We start from the raw sequence: 17,777 nt of genomic DNA on the forward strand, positions 1-17,777 counted from the left end.
TTCACGGCGAAAGTTCCCCCATACGACCTAATTCCCGGCCGTACGGGGGCTGCCGCTTTACGCCGCGTGCTGTCGCGGCCCCGCGCTCACAGCCGGGGGTCGACCGGCTCCGACTCCAGGGCGAGCACCGCGAACACCGGTTCGTGGACGCGCCACAGCGGCTCGCCCTCCGCCAGCCGGTCCAAGGCCTCCAGCCCGAGCGCGTACTCGCGCAGCGCGAGGGAGCGCTTGTGCCCGAGGAACCTCTGGCGCAGCTTCTCCAGGTGGTCCGGACGCGTGTACTCCGGACCGTAGATGATCCGCAGGTACTCGCGCCCGCGCACCTTCACCCCCGGCTGGACCAGACGCCCCTTGCCGTCCCGGGCGTACGCCTCCAGAGGCTTGACGACCATGCCCTCGCCGCCGGCGGCCGTCAGCGCCGACCACCAGTCGGTGCCGGCCTCGACCGAGGCCTCGTCGGAGGTGTCCACGAGGATCCGGCCGGTGCGGCGCAGCAGCGGGGCGGCGGCCCGCTCGTCGGCGTCGGCGAGCCGGTCCAGCCAGGCCAGTTGCCCGTCGTGCGGTACGGCGGCCAGTGAGCGACCGCGCGCCGCGAGCAACTGGAAGGGTGCGAACCGTACGCCGTCCAGCCCGTCGGTGGTCCAGCAGTAACGCCGGTACGCCTCGGTGAAGGCGGCGGCGTCGACGGCCCGGCCGCGCTGGCGCTCCAGCAGGGCGCCGGTGTCCACGCCCCGGGCTCCGGCCGCCTCCAAGGCGGCGAGGGCCTCGGGGAAGACGGCTCGGGAGGCCGCGCCCACGGCGGCGTACTGATGGCGCAGCAGGCCGGTGGACTTGAGCGACCAGGGCAGCAGTTCCCCGTCGAGGAGCAGCCAGTCCGTCCGCAACTCCTCCCACAGGCCCGCTCCGTCCACGGCCGCGCGCAGCCGGGCCAGGAACTCCTCGGTGAGCTGCGGGTCCTGGAAGAAGGGGCGCCCGGTGCGGGTGTAGAGGGAGCCGGTCACCCCGGTGTCCACCCCGAACCGCTCGCGGGCCGCGTCGGCGTCCCGGCAGAGCAGGACGGTGGCGCGCGATCCCATGTGCTTCTCCTCGCACACCACGCGCTCGACGCCGTCGGCTCGGTACTGGGCGAAGGCTTCGGCCGGGTGCTCCAGGTGGCCCTCCTCCCCGGAGGTGGCGGTCGGGGCCATGGTCGGCGGGAGGTACGGCACCAGCCGGGGGTCCACCGCGAAGCGGCTCATGACCTCCAGGGCGGCGGCCGCGTTCTCCTCGCGGACGTTGACGTTGCCCAGGTGACGGGTCTCCACGACCCGGCGCCCGTGCACGTCCGCGAGGTCCAGCGGGCGGCCCTCGTGGCCTCCGGGCGCCTCGGCGGCGAGCGGTTTGACCGGCTCGTACCAGACCTTCTCGGCCGGGACGTCGATCAGTTCGCGCTCGGGCCAGCGCAGGGCGGTCATCCGGCCGCCGAAGACGGCGCCGGTGTCCAGGCAGATGGTGTTGTTGATCCAGGTGGTGTCGGGGACCGGGGTGTGACCGTAGACGACGACGGCCTTGCCCCGGTAGTCCTCGGCCCACGGGTAGCGCACGGGCAGGCCGAACTCGTCGGTCTCGCCGGTGGTCTCCCCGTAGAGGGCGTGCGAGCGGACCCGACCGGAGGTGCGGCCGTGGTACTTCTCGGGCAGCCCGGCGTGACAGACCACCAGCCGGCCGCCGTCGAGGACGTAGTGGCTGACCAGGCCGGCGATGAACTCCCTGACCTCCTTCACGAACTCCTCGGACTCGTGGCCGAGCTGTTCGACCGTCTCGGCGAGCCCGTGGGTCTGCTGGACCTTTGACCCCTTGAGGTAACGGCCGAGCTTGTTCTCGTGGTTCCCGGGCACGCACAGGGCAGTGCCGGACTTGACCATGCCCATGACGCGGCGCAGCACGCCGGGGCTGTCGGGGCCCCGGTCGACGAGGTCGCCGACGAAGACGGCGGTGCGACCGGCCGGGTGGGCGCCGTCCTCGTAGCCGAGCTTGGCGAGCAGGGTCTCCAACTCGGAGGCGCAGCCGTGGATGTCACCGATGATGTCGAAGGGGCCGGTGAGGTGGGTGAGATCGTTGAACCTCTTCTCCAGCACCACTTCGGCGGTGTCGGCCTCCTCCACCGTGCGCAGGACGTGCACCTTGCGGAAGCCCTCGCGCTCCAGCCCGCGCAGGGAGCGCCGCAGCTCGCTGCGGTGGCGCTGGATGACCCGGCGCGGCAGGCCGGCCCGGTCGGGGCGGGTGGCGTTGCGCTCGGCGCAGACCGCCTCGGGCATGTCGAGGACGATCGCGATGGGCAGTACGTCGTACTCGCGGGCCAGTCGGACGAGCGCGCGCCGCGACTCCGGCTGGACGCTGGTGGCGTCCACGACGGTCAGCCGGCCGGCGGCGAGCCGCTTGCCCGCGATGTAGTGGAGGACCTCGAAGGCGTCCTTGCTCGCGCTCTGGTCGTTCTCGTCGTCGGCCACCAGCCCCCGGCAGTAGTCGGAGGACAGGATCTCGGTGGTCTTGAAGTGCTTGCGGGCGAAGGTGGACTTGCCCGATCCGGTGGCTCCGATCAGGACGACGAGGGAGAGGTCGGTGACGGACAGGACGCGGGGGGCGGTGGCGCGGGGGTTCTCGGTGACGGTCATGCCGCCTCGACCTCCTTCGGGGTCTCGTCGTCGGTGTGCGGCGCGGAGCCGGCCCTCGGCGCGGAGCCGGTGGCCGTTCCGGTGGCGTTGGCCGTTTCGGTGTCGGCGACCGTTGCGGTGTCGGCGGCCGTCGCGGTTTCGGCGGCGCGGGTGAAGACGGCCATCTGGGTCGGCGGTCCGACCTCGGGGTCGTCCTCACCCACGGGTACGTGGGCGACGGTGTAGCCGTAACGTCCGGCGACCCGGCCGGACCAGGCGCGGAACTCCTCGCGGGTCCACTCGAAGCGGTGGTCGCGGTGGCGGACGTGCCCGGCGGGCAGGGACTCCCAGCGGACGTTGTACTCGACGTTCGGCGTGGTCACGAGGACCGTGCGGGGGCGGGCCGATCCGAAGACGGCGTACTCCAGCGCGGGCAGCCTCGGCAGGTCCAGGTGCTCGACGACCTCGCTCAGCACGGCGGCGTCGTAGCCGACGAGCCGCTTGTCGGTGTACGCGAGGGAACCCTGGAACAGGCGCACCCGGGCGCTCTGCCGCTCCCCCATGTGCTCGATCCGCAGCCGCCTGGCCGCCGTGGCCAGGGCCCGCATCGACACGTCGACACCGACGACCTCCGTGAACGCGACGTCCTTCAGCAGTGCCTGGACCAGCTGGCCCTGGCCGCAGCCCAGGTCGAGGACCCTGGTCGCGCCGGCGGCGCGCAGCGCGGCGACGATGGCCTCGCGCCGCCGCACGGCGAGCGGTACGGGCCGCTCCTCGGTGTCCTGGGAGTCGTCCACGGCGTTGTCCAGCTCCTCCACCTCGCTCCCGTCGGCCTCGGCGAGGCGGGCCAGCTCCAAGCGCTCCATGGCGTTCTGGGTGAGCTTCTTGTGGCGGGCCAGGTAGCGGGCGGCGATCAGCGCGTGTTCGGGGTGCGCGGCGAGCCAGCCCTCGCCGGCGCGCAGCAGCTTGTCCACCTCGTCGGCGGCGATCCAGTAGTGCTTGGCGTCGTCCAGCACGGGCAGCAGCACGTACAGCTGGCGCAGGGCGTCGGCGAGCCGCAGCTCCCCTTCCAGGACGAGCCGTACGTACCGGCTGTCGCCCCATTCGGGGAAGCTCTCGTCCAGCGCGACGGGCTCGATCTCCACGGAGTCCCAGCCCAGCGGCGCGAACAGGCGGCGCACCAGGTCGGGGCCGCCCCGGGCGGGGAGCACCGGGATCTCGATCCGCAGCGGGCGCGCCCGACCGGGCAGTTCGGGCCGGGCGGTGCACTGGCCGGCGAGGGCGCTGCGGAAGACCCCGCTGAGCGCGACGGCGAGCAGGGAGGAGGCCGCGTACGGGCGGTCGTTGACGTATTGCGCGAGAGCGGCGTCGGGGGCTCCGCCCCGGCCCTTGCCCTGACCCCGGCGCACGAGCGCGACGGGGTCCACCTCCAGCAGCAGGGCCGCCGTGCACCGTTCGGCCGTGGCCTCCGGGTAGAACACGTGGGCGGTGCCGTGGGAGGTGGAGAACTCCTGCGCCTTCCCGGGGTGCTTGTGCAGCAGAAAGCCCAGGTCGGTGGCCGGATTCTCGAAGGTGCCGGTCGTGCCGATCTTCAGGAACATGCGTTTCAGTATGGGTCGGGACCGTCCGGCGTCCCACTGCTTTTCCGACCGGTCCGCAGCCGCCTGCCCAGGCCGTCGATCTCGGACGGCCCGATGCGGCAGCAGCCTCCGATCAGCCGGGCGCCGGCCGACCGCCAGGCGGCGACGGGCCACGGGGCGGGGGTACGGGGGGCGTGCCACCTGCCGGCGCCGGCCTCCCAGACGGAGCCGTCGTTCGGGTAGGCGAGCAGGGGCTTGTCGGTGACGGAGGCCGCCGCCTCCAGAGCGGGCAGCACCTGCGCCGGATCGCAGCAGTTGACGCCGACCGCGATAACCTCGGGGGCGGCGGCCGCCAGGGCGAAGGCCTCGGGCAGGGGTTGGCCGGCCCGGGTGCGGCCGGCCTCGACGGTGTAGCTCAGCCAGGCGCGGGCCCCCGTACCGGCGAGGGCGCGCAGCAGGGCCTCGGCCTCGTCGGTATCGGGGACCGTCTCCAGGGCGAGCACGTCCGGCCCGGCCGCCCGGAGCGCCTCGACGCGGGGCCGGTGGAAGGCGGTCAGCCGCGCCACGCTCAGCCCGTACCGCCCCCGGTACTCGGAGCCGTCGGCGAGGACCGCTCCGTACGGGCCCACCGAGGCGGCCACCCAGACCGGACGGTCGGCGGCCCGGGCCGCCCGGTCGGCCACCCGGACGCCGCGTTCCAGCAGCCCGGGGTCGTGGCCGAGCTGGTAGGTGGCGGTGATCAGCACCTCGGCGCCGGCCCGGACGTAGGCGGTGTGCGCGGCCTCCACCTCCTCGGGCCGCTCGGCGAGCACCCGGCCCGTCCACAGCCCTCCGGACAGGTCGCACCCCTGGTCGGCGAGCTGATTGCTCAGTCCGCCGTCCAGGAGTACGGGCCCGGCCGCCAAGGCCTCGGCGAGCGGGCCGGTCGCTCGGCTCATGACGCCGGCGTCGCCTGTCCGAGCTGGGACAGCACCCGGGAGGAGATCAGTTCCAGGTGGTCGAGGTCGTCGAGGTCGAGGAGCTGGAGGTAGACCCGGGAGGAGCCGATGGCCGCGTAGGTGCCGATCTTCTCCACGACCTCGTCCGGGGACCCGGCGAGGCCGTTGGCCTTGAGTTCGTCGACCTCGCGGCCGATGACGGCGGCCCGGCGTGCCACCTCGGCGTCGTCCTTGCCCACGCACACCACGAGGGCGTTGGAGTAGACGAGGTCGTCGGCCTTGCGGCCCGCCTCCTCGGCGGCGGCGCGGACCCGACCGAACTGCCGCTCGCTGTCGGCGATCGAGGCGAACGGCATGTTGAACTCGTCGGCGTAGCGGGCGGCGAGGCGCGGCGTGCGCTTCGCGCCGTGGCCGCCCACGAGGACGGGCACCTTGGCCTGGAGCGGCTTCGGGAGCGCCGGTGAGTTCTCCACCTGGTAGTGGCTGCCCCGGTAGTCGAAGGTGGCGCCGGGCGCGGTGGCCCACAGGCCGGTGACGATGGCGAGCTGTTCCTCCAGCCGTGCCATCCGCTCCGCCGGGAAGGGGATCCCGTACGCCGTGTGCTCCTCCTCGAACCAGCCCGCGCCCAGGCCGAGTTCGACACGGCCGCCCGACATCCGGTCCACCTGGGCGACCTGGATCGCGAGGACGCCGGGCAGCCGGAAGGTACCGGCCGTCATCAGCGTGCCCAGTCGGATCCGCCGGGTCTCGCGCGCCAGGCCCGCGAGGGTGATCCAGGCGTCGGTGGGACCGGGCAGCCCGTCGGCGGATCCCATGCGCAGGTAGTGGTCGGACCGGAAGAACGCGTCGAAGCCCAGGTCCTCGGTGGCCTTGGCGACGGTCAGGAGGGTGTCGTAGTCGGCACCCTGCTGGGGCTCGGTGAAAATGCGAAGATCCATGGCTCCCATCCTGCCCTCCCCGCCCCTGCCGGGTGAATCTCCGTCAACCCGACGGTCCACCCCGTGGCCCGCCAGTGACCGGCGGGGAGGGAGATCGTTGGCTCGGACGGAGCCGGACCGCCCGGCCGCGCGCCGGCGGTCCCTCGTCGGTGCGTCCACCGCCCCCTTCCCGACCGGGAGGGCCAGGGCCGAGGAGGCCGCAATGTCCCACGAGGCCGTGCCGGAAACCCCCCGACAGACCGGACCGACCGGAGTGACCGCGCAGGCAGCACACGAGGGCGCACCACGGGATTCCGCGGTGCCCGCCCAGGCTGACGCGCCGAAGGGCCTGCTGCAGCAGATGGAAGAGCTGCTGGAGGCACTGAACGCCGACCTCTCCCAGCTCGATGCCGACCTCCAGCTCGTGGCGGACCGCATGCCCCCCGCCACACCGGTGGCCCCGGCCGGGCTCACGTAAGGAAGCCGGCGCTCTCGCGACGGGTCCCTCCGACCGAGCCGGATCCTCCGACCGAGCCGGGTCCCGTCGCACGCGACGGGGCCCTACTCCCGCACATCACACTCCCGCACGTCACGCTCCCGGGCGTTACTCCCGAGCCGTCCCGTGCCCGCGCCCCGGCCCACCCCGGACAGGGCCGGACGGGACCGCCGTATGGCACGCCCCAGCCGCGTGCCGTCGGGCTCACATCACGCCCGAGGCCGACCCCCGTTCGCTGACGGTCATCCGGCGCAGCAGGGCCCGGACCCGGTCGCTCGATTCGTCGGCCGCGTCGATGGACTCTATGCACTGCCAGTAGAGGCCCTCTTCGTCCGTCGCGCAGGCCACTCCGACGAGGGCTATGCCGACCTCGCCCAGCAGCGCCTGGAGCCCCAGGAGAGCCGGCCGGACATCGGCCACCACCGTCAGTTGCGCCGCCCTCGGCGGCTGTTCGGGTCTGCTGCCCTCACCGCGCAGGGCCGCCCGGTCGATGACCCCGCAGCCCCTGCCTCCCGCTTCGCCCAGCCCCCGCGCCTCCGCTCTCAGCTCTCGCGGCCCGGTGACCGCCAGCCAGCTCCCTATCCCCTGTGCGAGGGCCTGGGCCTGCCAGGCCTCCCCCACGATGTCCCACGCCGCTCCGCTCTGTGCCAGCGCGTGCCGGCCGGCCGCGATGAGCCGTACCGCATCCATATGCCGTCCCCCGTCCGCACGACATCCCGCCGTTCTTCACTACCCAGAGTGAAGGCAAGGAGCCAGTAAAGCCAGGGGTATTCGGAAATCTGTGGACACAAACATGGTTGTGGATGACGCCATCACTCCGAAGAGTGACGATCTTCCGCCGGTGTACCGGTCACGGGGAAGCGGAGTTCGTTCCTCTCGATCTTGGCGGCGAGCGCATCCAGCACATCCACCCCGAGAACCTCACTGAACTGCAGCAGATACGCCAGGACGTCGGCCACCTCGTCGGCCACCCGATGAGCGGTCGCGGGCTCTTCCATCACCGCCGCCGACTGCTCCGGTGTCAGCCATTGAAAGATTTCGACCAGTTCGGACGCCTCGACGCTCAGGGCCACGGCCAGGTTCTTGGGCGTGTGGTACGGGGCCCAACCCCGGGCGGCCGCGAAGTCGGCCAGCCGGCGCTGGAGTTGGTACAGCCGTTCTCCGTGCGGGTGGTGATCCTGCGCATCGCTCATGGTGACAGGTCTACCACCGAGACGCCGGGGATTCCCCGCACGGTTCCCGCGGTCTCCTCGCCCACCGCCGCGACCAGTCGGATGTGGCCCCGACCACCGGACAGCCCGGCCAGCCGCAGCAGTTCGGCCCGCTGGCGCCCGTCCATGCTCCGGTCGAGTTCGTCGGCGAGGACGGTCAGCGCCTGCCGGGCGGAGAGCAGTTCGGCGGCGGGGTCCACGGCCAGCACCCCGGGCCCCGTGAGCAGGACGAGGGACAGCGCGAGGAAGCGGAGCTCGCCCGACCCGAGCCGCCCGAACGTGGTCGCGGGCCGGCCCGGGCCCCGGTCCAGGACGGCGGTGACGAACGCGGAACCCGGGTCGGAGGGGTCCACGTCGGGGTCGCCGCCGTCCGCGCCCCGCACGTCCAGCGCGACGACCGGCCCGGGGCACGCGGTGCGCGCGGCGGCGGTGAGCAGCGCGTGGCGGGTCCCGCACTCGTGGCGGGTCCGGCGCAGCACGTCGGCGAGGTTGCCGCAGTCGGTCCGCAGCCGTCCGGCGCCGGTCGGGACGGGCTCCCGCATCCGCTCCGGGCGAGGATCGCAGGGGTAGGTCGCGCGCAGGGCGACGATCACCTGTTCGACGGCGGCCAGGACGCGCCGTTGCCCCTCGGTGGCTCCGGCGACGCGCAGCGGCAGCAGGGCGGTGCCGAGCCGGTCGTCCGGCAGCGGGGCCCGGGTCACGCCGACCGAGCCGCCGGTGAGCCAGCCGGCCTGGACGGAGCGCCGGCGGGGGTCGCGCAGGGCGGTACTGAGGAGGATCTGCCCGTCCTGGGAAAGCCGTTCGCCGACCACGCGCAGCTCGGGCTCGGCCTGGACGGCGAGTTCGAGGAGGACCGGCCCGGCGGGGCCGTCGACCGTACAGCCGATCCGGAATCCGCGCCGTCCCTCGGCGTCGGGGAGAGCCCGTTCGGGCACCCGCCCGGCGGGGTCCGCGAAGGCCTCGGCCAGGGTGGCTCCGGAGCAGAGCCGCGCGAGGGCCCCGTAGGCCTCCAGCACCTGGGACTTGCCGCTGCCGGCGGGCCCGGTGAACAGGGTGACGGGCCCGAGCTCGAACGTCGCCGACCGGTGCCTCCCGTAGGCGGACAGCCGCAACTCGGTGACGGTGGGCCGCAGGAGCGCGGAGCCGCCCGCGTCCACCGCCCCGCCCGCCGGTCCGGCGGCCTGTCCGGGTAACGCGAACGCGGGCGCGAATACGGCGGCAGACGTAGACGTAGACGCAGGCATGGGCATGGGCGTAGGTGGGGGCATCGGCGATCCGTCGGGCCGGCCGTGACCGCGTTCCGCGTCCGGGAAGTCGACGGCGGCCGGTCCGGCCGCGTCCAGGGTGAGGTCCATGGCCGGACGGTACGGTCCGTCGGGCCACCGAGGGGCCCGGCGAACCGTTCCGTCACGGCCACCTTCCTACGATCGGGGGACGGCGGCGGCCGCGATCCCCTCGACCTCGGTCCCGACGGGCGCCAGCAGGAAGACGTTCCGGTCGACCCGGTGCATCCCACTGCCCAGGCCGAAGACCACGCCGCTGCTGAAGTCGAGGATCCTCTTGGCCACTTCGCTGTCGGCGCCCGTGAGGTCGAGCAGCACCGGGATCTGCGCGATCAGGTACTCCGCCACCTCCCGCGCGTCGGCGAAGATCTGGACCCGGATCACCACGAAGCGCCGCTGTTCCGCCGCCGTGGCCCCGGGGGCCGTGGGAATCGTGCGGTGGTCCACCCGGGAGGGCCATTCGTTGCGACTGCGCAGGGGTACCACCTGCGCGAGCCCCTCCCACTGTTCGTCCGTGACGTCGTACCTGCTCACCGGGCCGCCTCGGCCGTGCGCTTCATGTGCATCCCCCCATCCTCTCGTGTTTCACCCGTTCAGCCCAACACCGACACGGGGCAGGTGCGGGCGCCGCCGGGGCGAGCGTCCGCGCCGGGTTGCCGGCTTCCCGGATCCGAACGGATCGCCGAGACGCCGGACGGGCCGAGAAGGGGGGTATTCGACGACCGGAGCCATAGGTTAGGTTAGGCATACCTAAGTCACTCTGGAGAGGGAGAGATCCGCATGCGCCTGCTCGGTGACCCTGCCGCAACGCCCGCCGACCGGCCCACCGAAGCCGAGCGCGTCCGGTCCGTGCTGGCCGCCGCCCACTCCATGACGGTGGTGCTCGACGGCGTCCGTCACGAGGTCCGTCACCTCGACGGCAGCGACGTCCTCGGCCGGTTGCACCTGCATCCGGCGGACCCCGCCGCCGGGCACTCCCCCGCCGTCCTCGGCACCGAGCGGCCGGCCATCCGGCTGGAGTTCACCGACATCGCCCCGACCCCCGTACGGGACCGGGTGCGCGCCCGCGTCACCGTCGTCGGCCGGCTCCTGACGCCCTACGCCGACGAGAGCGCCGACCCCCGGGCCACCACCTGCGCGGAGTACGGCCAGGCCGTCCTGGAGACCGCGGAGGGGACCTCGTACATCGGGCTGGAGAAGCTGGACGAGGCCTGGCCCGACCCGCTGGCCCCGTACGAGGCGGGCATGCTCACCCACCTCCTGGACGACCACCCCGAACTGGTCACCCTGCTCCTGCGCCTGGTCCGCCCGCTGCCCTCGGGCTCCGTCCTGCGCGCGCTGCCGCTGGCCCTGGACCGCTACGGGCTCACCCTGCGCCTGGAGGAACGACGCGGCCACCGCGACGTCCGGCTGCCCTTTCCCTCCCCGCTGGACGACGTGGAGCAGTCGGGTGCGCAGATCCAGGCCCTGCTCAGCGCGGCCCGCCGGCGCTCGCACCACAACACGCTGCCCGCCTGAGGGAACGTCCAGGCCGGAGGGAATAGCTCCGCGGACCGCCCGGTTGGCGCCGATCATGAAGGCCATCACGTACAGCGCGTACGGCACCACCGATCAGCTGCGACTCGTTGACGTCCCGGAGCCCAAGGTGGGGCCGGGCGAGGTCCTGATCCGCGTCAAGGCCGCCGGGGTCAACCCGGTGGACTGGAAGCTCGCCGCCGGGTACCTCGACCCGATCCTCGAAGTCCGCTACCCCGTCATACCGGGTTGGGACGTCGCCGGCGTCGTGGAGGCGGTCGGACCGGACACCTTCGACCACGCCGTGGGCGACGAGGTCTACGGGTACGTGCGCAAGGAATGGGTCGAGCTGGGCACCTACGCCGAGCTGGTCAGCGCCCCGGTGCGCACCCTCGCCCGCAAGCCCCGCGAGCTCACCTTCGAGCAGGCCGCCGGCCTTCCCCTCGCCGGGCTCACGGCCTACCAGTCCCTCACCCGCGTCGGCCTCAAGGCCGGTGAGACCGTCCTGATCCACTCGGCGGCCGGCGGCACGGGCTCCTTCGGCACGCAGATCGCCGTCGCCCTCGGCCTGCGCGTCATCGGCACGGCCGGGGCGCGCAACCACGACTACCTCCGTTCCCTCGGAGCCGAGCCCGTCCTGTACGGCGAGGGCCTGGCCGAGCGGGTCCGCGAGCTGGCGCCCCAGGGGGTCGACGCGGCCCTCGACTTCTACGGGGACGACGTCATCGCGACCCTCCAGTCACTGGTCAAGGACAAGGAGCGGGTCGCCTCCATCGCCGACTACACCGCCGCCGCCCAGGGCGCGCACCAGCTGTGGGTGCGCCCGGACACCGCGGACCTGACCTTCCTCGCCGAGCTGGCCGATTCGGGCCGGCTCACCGTCAACGTGGAGCACGCGGTCCCGCTCGCCGAGGCCGCCAAGGCCTGGGAGCTGAGCGCGGCGGGCCGGACCCGGGGCAAGATCGTCCTCACGGTCTGACGACCACCCGCGTACGTCGGCCCGCGCGGCCGAGCGGCCCGCCGGAGCGCATTGCTCCGGCGGGCCGCTCGGTTCGGATCCGGGCCGGTCAGGCGGACCGGGCCGTGTGGCGGTTGGCGGGCCGCGCCAGGCCGTAGTTCTCGCGCAGGGTGGCCCCGGTGTACTCGGTACGGAAGAGCCCGCGCTGCTGGAGGATCGGCACGACGTGGTCCACGAAGTCCGTGAGGCCGGTCGGCAGCACGGGCGCCATGATGTTGAACCCGTCGGCGGCGCCCCGGGTGAACCACTCCTCCAGCTGGTCGGCGATCTGCTCGGGCGTGCCGGCGAAGACCCGGTGCCCCCGACCGGCGCCGAGGCGGGCGATCAGCTGCCGCAGGGTGAGGCCGTCACGCCGGGCCAGTTCGGCGACCAGGGTGAAACGGCTCTTGTTGCCGTTGATGTCCCGCTCCTCGGGGAGGGCGGGCAGCGGCCCGTCCAGGTCCGCTCCGCCGAGGTCCACGCCGAGCATTCCGGACAGCTGGGCGAGACCGTACTCGGGCACCTGGAGGTCGGTGAGTTGCTGCTCCAAGGCCTTGGCCTCGGCTTCCGTGGAGCCGATCACGGGGGCGATGCCGGGCAGGACGAGCAGCTCGTCCTCGGAGCGACCGTACTTCGCCAGGCGGGACTTGAGGTCCTTGTAGAAGGTCTGGCCGTCGGCCAGGGTCTGTTGCGCCGTGAAGACGGCCTCGGCGTACTGCGCCGCGAACTCCTTGCCGTCCTCGGAGGAGCCCGCCTGGACGAGCAGGGGGTGGCCCTGGGGCGAACGGGGCACGTTGAGCGGGCCCGCGACACCGAAGTACTCGCCCCGGTGGGCGGCGGGGTGCAGTTTGTCCGTGTCGGCGTAGATGCCCGCCTCCCGGTCGAGGACGATCGCGTCGTCCTCCCAGCTGTCCCAGAGCTTGGTGGCCACGTCCAGGAACTCGCGGGCGCGGTCGTAGCGCAGGCCGTGCTCCAGGTGCTCCTCCTGGTTGAAGTTGCGGGCCTCGTCCACGGTGCCGGAGGTGACGATGTTCCAACCGGCGCGGCCGTTGCTGATGTGGTCGAGCGAGGCGAACTTGCGGGCGGTGTGGAAGGGCTCGTTGAAGGTGGTGGAGACGGTCGCGATGAGTCCCACGTGCGTGGTGACGGCGGCGATGGCCGAGAGCAGGGTGAGCGGTTCGAAGCCGCCGAGGGCGTTGTAGCGGGCCTTGCCCCAGAGGGCGAGGCCGTCGGCGAAGAAGATGGAGTCGAGCCGTCCGCGCTCGGCGGTACGGGCCAGCTCCTGGAAGTACGCCACGTCCGTGACGCGCTCGGGGCTGCTGTCGGGGTGGCGCCAGGCGGCGTCGTGGTGGCCGGCGTTCATCAGGAACGCGTTCAGGTGGAGGGTGCGGGGTGCGGACATGGTTGGTCCCTGTGTCGGCGGGCGCGGCGGGGCGCTCCGCGGTGTGGTGGCGGGCGGTTCGGGCGGGGCGGACGGGGCCCGGAGTGGGGGTGGGGGTCAGGACGTCGGTACGCGCCAGAGGCTGAGGCGGCGCTCGATGGCGACCAGGACCTGGTTGAAGGCGACCCCGATGACGGAGATCGTCACGATGCCCGCGTACATCTGGGGAATGGCGAAGTTGAACTGGGAGGCGTTGATCAGGTAGCCGAGTCCCGCCTTCGCCCCGATCATCTCGGCGGCCACGAGGACCAGGATCGAGACGGCGCCCGCCAGTCGGATGCCGGTGAAGACGGCCGGGACCGCGGAGGGCAGGATCACCTTCTGGAAGAGCTTCGGGGTGGAGAGGTCCATCGAGCGGGCCAGGCGGACCAGGGTGGGGTCGGCGTTGCCGACGGCGCTGATGGTGTTGAGCAGGATCGGCCAGACGCAGGCGTAGACGACGATCGACACCTTCGAGGTCTCGCCGATGCCGAGCAGCAGGACGAACACCGGGAGCAGGGCGAGGGCCGCCGTGTTGCGGAACAGCTCCAGCAGCGGGCCGAGGAAGGCCGCGACGGGGCGGTACCAGCCGATCAACAGGCCGAGCGGGACGGCGACGGCGACGGCTATCGCGAAACCGCCGAAGGAACGGGTGAGGCTGGCCCGGGTGTGCTCCCCGAGCTGACCGTCGCCCAGCAGCTCCCACCAGGCCCGGGCCACCTCGCTGAACGGCGGCAGGAAGGTGGCGTCGACCAGCCCGAGCCGGGGCGCGGCCTCCCAGATGAGCAGCAGGACGATGATGGCGGCCGAGCGCAGCAGGGCGGAGCTCAGCCACCGGCCGACCGCCCGGGCCGGGCGCAGGACGGCGACCGGGGCCTTGCCGACGGCGCGGGCGGCGGGCTCGGTGCCGGGTTGGTCCGTGGCGGGGCGGCCCGGAGCGGGGCGGCCCGTGGCGGGGCGGTCCGTGGCGGGGCGGTCCGTGGCGGCGGGCTCCGCAGCGGGCCCTTCCCTACCGGACCGCGCACCATCGGGCCGGGGTACCTCGCCCTCGCCCGCCGGGGCCGGGGCCCGGGCCGGGTCCCGCACGGCCGCGTCGGCGGTCGCGTCGGCGGTCGCCTCGGCGGCGGGGCGACCGGGCTCGGTCAGGGGCAGGGCAGGCGTGTCGGTGGCGCTCATGCGGCGGCCTCTTCCTTCTCCAGTCGCTGGGCCCTGGCCACCTCGTCGTGCAGCAGGGTCCAGATCTCGTGGCGGTAGCGGGCGAACTCCGGGCTGGAGCGCAGGTCCTCCCCCGTGGCGCCGCCGGCGCGGTCGCCGAAGGAGACCGGGACCACCTCCTTGACGCGGCCGGGGCGGGAGGTGATGACGGCCACCTTCTGCCCGAGGTAGACCGCCTCCTCAATGCCGTGCGTGATGAACACAACCGTCTTGCCGGTGCGCTGCCAGATGCGGCGCAGCTCGTCCTGGAGGGACTCGCGGGTCTGCGCGTCGAGCGCGGCGAACGGCTCGTCCATCAGCAGGACGTCAGGGTCGTAGGCCAGCGAGCGGGCGATGGCGACGCGCTGGCGCATGCCTCCGGAGAGTTCGTGCGGGTGGCGGTCCTCGAATCCGGTGAGGCCGACCAGGTCCAGGAACTCGCGCGCCTTCGCCTCGCGTTGTCTACGGGGTACGCCGGTGGCCTCCAGCCCGAAGGCGACGTTGCCGAGCGCGGTGCGCCACGGCAGCAGGGCGTACTGCTGGAAGACGATGCCCCGGTCCAGGCCGGGCCCGGTGACCGGGCTGCCGTCGAGCAGGATCCGGCCGGAGGTGGGGCGGGTGAGCCCGCCGAGGAGGTCCAGGAGGGTGGACTTGCCGCAGCCGCTGGGGCCCACGACGACCAGGAACTCGCCTTCGCCGATCTCCAGGTCGATTCCGTCGAGGGCGGTGAACTCGGTCTTCCGCTTCTTGTCCTTCGTCGGGAAGGTCTTGGTGACCGACTCGAACACGATCTTCGCCATGACGACCCTCAGCCCTTCCCGTTGCCGTTGAACTCGTTGGTGAAAAGGTCCGCGGCCTTCAATTGGCCCTTCTTGATCTCGCCGCGGTCTCCGAGCCAGTCGATCCAGAGCTGGAACTCCTTCTCCTCGATCCGCCCGGCCGGCGCGGCGACCCCGTACGAGCGCCAGTACTTCAGGGCCGAGGTGTCCTCGTTGCGCCCCCGCTTCTTGACGATCTCCGTGAGCCGGGCGATGACCTCCTCGCGCGGGGTGGCGCGCGACCAGTCGATGGCCTTGCCCACGCCGGTCACGAAGGTTCGTACGGTGTCCGGGTTCTCCTTGATGAAGCGCTGGGTCATCACGTACGTGCCGCCGCTGAAGGCGCCGAGGAGGTCGAAGTCGCTGAACAGCGGGCGGATGCCGCCGGCCGCGACGGCCTTGTCGCGCAGTACTCCGCTGAGCACGCCGACCTCGATCTGCTTCTGCCGCAGGGCCTGTTCGGTGTTGACCGGGGGCACCACCAGGGCCTCGACCCGGTCGGACTCGGCCCGGGAGAGGCCGTTGCGCCCCAGGTAGATGTCCAGGAGGGCCTGGGCGTGGGCGCCCAGGGTGTTCATGCCGACCTTCTTGCCGATCAGGTCCCGCGCGGAGCGGATGGGGCTGTCCTCCAGGACGTAGTAGCCGAGGTTGGTGTCCTTGTCGGAGCCGTAGTACGAGATGACGGACCTGACGGGGGCCTTCGCCGCGACGAGCTTGACGACCGCGCCGTTGAAGGCGCCCCCGAAGTGGATCTGGCCGGTGGCGGCGGACTGGATGTCCTGCGGGCCGCTGATGGTGTTGCCCACCCATTCGAGGGCGAGGCCGCCGAGGTAACCGAGGTCGGCGGCGAGTTCGGGGAGGGTGACCGAGCCGACGGCCCCCTGGTACTTGAGGGTCGTGACCTGCTTTCCGCCGCCGGAGGTGGCGGTGGCCGTCCCGCAACTCACCGCGGCCGCCGAGATGCCGAGCAGGGTGAGGAACTGGCGCCGGGAGCGGATGGCCGGGGAGGGTGCTGCGGGCATGACGGGTCCTTGTCGGTGCGGGTCGGTGGCTGTGGGGGTTACGGGGCGGACGTGAGGGCGGAGACCCCCGCGGAGCCGGCGGCGGACGCTGCCTCGCCGGCCGCGCCGGCGGCGATCGAGGCGCGGCCCGCGAGGGAGGCGTGCAGGGCGTCGGCGAACTCGTCGACGGCCTGGAAGAGGTCCAACTCCGCCTCCGGGCGCAGCCGGTCCGGACCGGCCCCGCGCTCGACGGAGGAGTCCAGGACGAAACGGCCCGCCGTGACGTGCCGGGCTCCGAGCGCGGCGAGGACCGGACGCAGGGCGTAGTCGATGGTCAGTACGTGGGCGAGGCTGCCGCCGGTGACGAGCGGCAGAACCGTCTTCCCGGCCAGGCCGTCCTGCGGGAGCAGGTCGAGGAAGGCCTTGAGCAGGCCGGTGTACGAGGCCTTGTAGACCGGGGTCGCGATGATCAGCCCGTCGGCTTCGGCGACGGCTTCCAGGGCCCGCCGGATCTCGGGCTCGCCGCGTCGGGCTGACAGGAGGTCGGCGGCGGGCAGTTCCCGTACGGCCAGGTGGGAGGTCTCGAAGCCGGAGTGGGACAGGCGGCGCACCACGTGGTCGGCGACGACGGCGGTACGGGAGTTGCCGGAGGGGCTTCCGGTGAGGGCGAGCAGCTTGGGCACGGGGGCTCCTTGGTCGGACGCGTACGAGCGGCTGCGTACGGCGGGTGCGGTCGGCAAGTACGTACGGTGAGTACGTACGGCGGGTGCGGTCGGGCGTTCGCGGCCCCGGGGGTCGGCCGGGGCCGCAGGGCGGGTCAGGCGGTGGTGGAGGCGCCCGAGGGGATGCCGAAGGAGGGGTCCGGGACGGCCTCCGGGCTGATCAGGCGGGAAGACGCGCCGTCGGGGCCGACCGGGACGTCGCCGTCGACGGTGACGCGGCGCAGGGTGCGCTCGTGGTCGTCGGAGTCGTCGACCCCGTAGTGCTGGGTGGCCCGGTTGTCCCAGATCGCCACGTCGCCGGCCCGCCACTGCCAGCGGACGGTGTTCTCGGGGCTTTCGACGTGGGCCTGGAAGAGGTCGAGCAGGGCGCGGGAGTCGCGGCCGGTGAGCCCGTTGATCCGCTGGACGAAGTTGCCGAGCAGCAGGGTGCGTTCGCCGGTCTCGGGGTGGACCCGGACCACGGGGTGCTCGGTGAGGAACTTCGTGGAGGTGAACACCTCGCGGTACTGCGCGAGGGCTTCGGGGAGGGCGTCGGGCTTGAGCGCCGCGTAGTCGTACTCGTTGGAGTGCACGGCGCGCAGGCCGTCGGCGAGGGTGCGCAGCGGCTCGGGGAGGTGGGAGTAGGCGGTGGCGGTGTTGGCCCACAGGGTGTTGCCGCCGTACGGGGGAATAGTGACGGCGCGCAGGATGGAGAAGGCCGGGTAGGCGGGCACGAAGGTGACGTCGGTGTGCCACTGGTTGGCGCGGGCGCCGTGGTGGGAGTCGATGCCCAGGGCGTAGCGGCCGTCGGCGGAGGGGACGGTGGGGTGGGCGACGGGCGCGCCGAGCAGTTCGGCGAAGGCCTCGTGACCGGCCTCGTCGAGGTGGTCTTGGCCGCGGAAGAAGACGACCTTGTGGGCCAGGAGGGCGGCGCGGATCTCGGCGACGGTCTCGGGGGCGAGACCGCCGCCCAACTCGACGCCGCCGATCTCGGCGCCGATGCGGCCGCCGATCCTGGTGACGGTGACGGGGGCGGCGGGGCGGGTGACGGTGGTCATGGGGACTCCTCTGGC

17 protein-coding genes are annotated in these 17,777 nt (G+C 73.0%); 3 read left to right on the forward strand and 14 right to left on the reverse strand.

What is annotated here, in order from left to right; all coding sequences use genetic code 11:
- Positions 1–86: 86 nt before the first annotated feature.
- From ACIOD1_RS16480 to ACIOD1_RS16495, 4 genes are read right to left on the reverse strand one after another with little or no spacing between them, the layout of a single operon-like run.
- Positions 87–2,654: a polynucleotide kinase-phosphatase gene (locus ACIOD1_RS16480; RefSeq protein ID WP_401902860.1), complete on the reverse strand. Its 2,568-nt coding sequence runs from the start codon at positions 2,652–2,654 to the stop codon at positions 87–89.
- The gene (locus ACIOD1_RS16485; protein ID WP_401902863.1) at positions 2,651–4,234 is read right to left on the reverse strand and encodes a 3' terminal RNA ribose 2'-O-methyltransferase Hen1; all 1,584 of its coding nucleotides are present in this window, start codon (positions 4,232–4,234) and stop codon (positions 2,651–2,653) included. Before ACIOD1_RS16485 ends, ACIOD1_RS16480 begins: the two co-directional genes overlap by 4 nt.
- A gap of 5 nt (positions 4,235–4,239) precedes the next feature.
- The gene (gene mmuM, locus ACIOD1_RS16490; RefSeq protein WP_401902865.1) at positions 4,240–5,151 is read right to left on the reverse strand and encodes a homocysteine S-methyltransferase; all 912 of its coding nucleotides are present in this window, start codon (positions 5,149–5,151) and stop codon (positions 4,240–4,242) included.
- On the reverse strand, positions 5,148–6,089 hold the full coding sequence (locus ACIOD1_RS16495; protein ID WP_365616535.1) for an LLM class F420-dependent oxidoreductase: 942 nt from the start codon (positions 6,087–6,089) through the stop codon (positions 5,148–5,150). Before ACIOD1_RS16495 ends, mmuM begins: the two co-directional genes overlap by 4 nt.
- A 298-nt stretch (positions 6,090–6,387) precedes the next feature.
- Between ACIOD1_RS16495 and ACIOD1_RS16500 the strand changes: the two genes are divergently transcribed.
- A complete protein-coding gene (locus tag ACIOD1_RS16500; protein ID WP_401902867.1) occupies positions 6,388–6,546 on the forward strand; it encodes a hypothetical protein in 159 nt (52 codons plus the stop codon).
- A 222-nt stretch (positions 6,547–6,768) separates the two neighbouring features.
- Here the strand turns inward: ACIOD1_RS16500 and ACIOD1_RS16505 are convergent, their stop codons facing one another.
- From ACIOD1_RS16505 to ACIOD1_RS16520, 4 genes are all read right to left on the reverse strand, one after another.
- Positions 6,769–7,254, reverse strand: a complete 486-nt coding sequence (locus ACIOD1_RS16505; RefSeq protein WP_365616533.1) for a DUF6099 family protein — start codon at positions 7,252–7,254, stop codon at positions 6,769–6,771.
- 122 nt (positions 7,255–7,376) lie between these two features.
- The gene (locus tag ACIOD1_RS16510) at positions 7,377–7,757 is read right to left on the reverse strand and encodes a nucleotide pyrophosphohydrolase (RefSeq protein WP_365616531.1); all 381 of its coding nucleotides are present in this window, start codon (positions 7,755–7,757) and stop codon (positions 7,377–7,379) included.
- Complete coding sequence (locus ACIOD1_RS16515; RefSeq protein WP_401903080.1) at positions 7,754–9,019, reverse strand: ATP-binding protein; 1,266 nt, start codon at positions 9,017–9,019, stop codon at positions 7,754–7,756. Before ACIOD1_RS16515 ends, ACIOD1_RS16510 begins: the two co-directional genes overlap by 4 nt.
- 177 nt (positions 9,020–9,196) lie before the next feature.
- Positions 9,197–9,592: a cell division protein SepF gene (locus ACIOD1_RS16520; RefSeq protein WP_365616527.1), complete on the reverse strand. Its 396-nt coding sequence runs from the start codon at positions 9,590–9,592 to the stop codon at positions 9,197–9,199.
- A 246-nt stretch (positions 9,593–9,838) separates the two neighbouring features.
- On the opposite strand from ACIOD1_RS16520, the gene ACIOD1_RS16525 reads away from it, so the two are divergent.
- Both ACIOD1_RS16525 and ACIOD1_RS16530 read left to right on the forward strand, forming a co-directional pair.
- Entirely contained in the window at positions 9,839–10,576 is a 738-nt protein-coding gene (locus ACIOD1_RS16525) for a DUF2470 domain-containing protein (protein ID WP_401902871.1), read from the forward strand.
- Between the two features lie 55 nt (positions 10,577–10,631).
- Positions 10,632–11,552, forward strand: a complete 921-nt coding sequence (locus tag ACIOD1_RS16530; protein ID WP_401902873.1) for an NADP-dependent oxidoreductase — start codon at positions 10,632–10,634, stop codon at positions 11,550–11,552.
- 88 nt (positions 11,553–11,640) lie between these two features.
- Here the strand turns inward: ACIOD1_RS16530 and ACIOD1_RS16535 are convergent, their stop codons facing one another.
- From ACIOD1_RS16535 to ACIOD1_RS16560, 6 genes are all read right to left on the reverse strand, one after another.
- On the reverse strand, positions 11,641–12,972 hold the full coding sequence (locus ACIOD1_RS16535; protein WP_365616521.1) for an LLM class flavin-dependent oxidoreductase: 1,332 nt from the start codon (positions 12,970–12,972) through the stop codon (positions 11,641–11,643).
- A gap of 96 nt (positions 12,973–13,068) precedes the next feature.
- On the reverse strand, positions 13,069–14,166 hold the full coding sequence (locus ACIOD1_RS16540; RefSeq protein ID WP_401902876.1) for an ABC transporter permease subunit: 1,098 nt from the start codon (positions 14,164–14,166) through the stop codon (positions 13,069–13,071).
- Positions 14,163–14,984 carry an ABC transporter ATP-binding protein gene (locus ACIOD1_RS16545; protein ID WP_365616519.1) on the reverse strand — a complete coding sequence of 274 codons (822 nt, stop codon included), beginning with the start codon at positions 14,982–14,984 and terminating at the stop codon, positions 14,163–14,165. The genes ACIOD1_RS16540 and ACIOD1_RS16545 overlap by 4 nt, the downstream gene beginning before the upstream one ends.
- 8 nt (positions 14,985–14,992) lie before the next feature.
- Positions 14,993–16,024: an ABC transporter substrate-binding protein gene (locus ACIOD1_RS16550; protein ID WP_365616517.1), complete on the reverse strand. Its 1,032-nt coding sequence runs from the start codon at positions 16,022–16,024 to the stop codon at positions 14,993–14,995.
- A 38-nt stretch (positions 16,025–16,062) separates the two neighbouring features.
- Positions 16,063–16,686, reverse strand: a complete 624-nt coding sequence (gene ssuE, locus ACIOD1_RS16555; RefSeq protein ID WP_401903082.1) for an NADPH-dependent FMN reductase — start codon at positions 16,684–16,686, stop codon at positions 16,063–16,065.
- A 134-nt stretch (positions 16,687–16,820) separates the two neighbouring features.
- Positions 16,821–17,762 (reverse strand): TauD/TfdA dioxygenase family protein, encoded by a 942-nt coding sequence (locus ACIOD1_RS16560; protein WP_401902878.1) that lies wholly within the window; start codon positions 17,760–17,762, stop codon positions 16,821–16,823.
- Positions 17,763–17,777 lie beyond the last annotated feature (15 nt).

The sequence above is a fragment of the Streptomyces sp. NPDC088097 genome (genome assembly GCF_044741845.1).
Taxonomy (GTDB): domain Bacteria; phylum Actinomycetota; class Actinomycetes; order Streptomycetales; family Streptomycetaceae; genus Streptomyces.

What these genes read in the sequence shown, in the direction of transcription:
- ACIOD1_RS16480 (WP_401902860.1), bottom strand. Translation starts at nt 2,654, where the DNA reads ATGACCGTCACCGAGAACCCCCGCGCCACCGCCCCCCGCGTCCTGTCC.
- ACIOD1_RS16485 (WP_401902863.1), bottom strand. Translation starts at nt 4,234, where the DNA reads ATGTTCCTGAAGATCGGCACGACCGGCACCTTCGAGAATCCGGCCACC.
- mmuM (WP_401902865.1), bottom strand. Translation starts at nt 5,151, where the DNA reads ATGAGCCGAGCGACCGGCCCGCTCGCCGAGGCCTTGGCGGCCGGGCCC.
- ACIOD1_RS16495 (WP_365616535.1), bottom strand. Translation starts at nt 6,089, where the DNA reads ATGGATCTTCGCATTTTCACCGAGCCCCAGCAGGGTGCCGACTACGAC.
- ACIOD1_RS16505 (WP_365616533.1), bottom strand. Translation starts at nt 7,254, where the DNA reads ATGGATGCGGTACGGCTCATCGCGGCCGGCCGGCACGCGCTGGCACAG.
- ACIOD1_RS16510 (WP_365616531.1), bottom strand. Translation starts at nt 7,757, where the DNA reads ATGAGCGATGCGCAGGATCACCACCCGCACGGAGAACGGCTGTACCAA.
- ACIOD1_RS16515 (WP_401903080.1), bottom strand. Translation starts at nt 9,019, where the DNA reads ATGCCTGCGTCTACGTCTACGTCTGCCGCCGTATTCGCGCCCGCGTTC.
- ACIOD1_RS16525 (WP_401902871.1), top strand. Translation starts at nt 9,839, where the DNA reads ATGCGCCTGCTCGGTGACCCTGCCGCAACGCCCGCCGACCGGCCCACC.
- ACIOD1_RS16530 (WP_401902873.1), top strand. Translation starts at nt 10,632, where the DNA reads ATGAAGGCCATCACGTACAGCGCGTACGGCACCACCGATCAGCTGCGA.
- ACIOD1_RS16535 (WP_365616521.1), bottom strand. Translation starts at nt 12,972, where the DNA reads ATGTCCGCACCCCGCACCCTCCACCTGAACGCGTTCCTGATGAACGCC.
- ACIOD1_RS16540 (WP_401902876.1), bottom strand. Translation starts at nt 14,166, where the DNA reads ATGAGCGCCACCGACACGCCTGCCCTGCCCCTGACCGAGCCCGGTCGC.
- ACIOD1_RS16545 (WP_365616519.1), bottom strand. Translation starts at nt 14,984, where the DNA reads ATGGCGAAGATCGTGTTCGAGTCGGTCACCAAGACCTTCCCGACGAAG.
- ACIOD1_RS16550 (WP_365616517.1), bottom strand. Translation starts at nt 16,024, where the DNA reads ATGCCCGCAGCACCCTCCCCGGCCATCCGCTCCCGGCGCCAGTTCCTC.
- ACIOD1_RS16560 (WP_401902878.1), bottom strand. Translation starts at nt 17,762, where the DNA reads ATGACCACCGTCACCCGCCCCGCCGCCCCCGTCACCGTCACCAGGATC.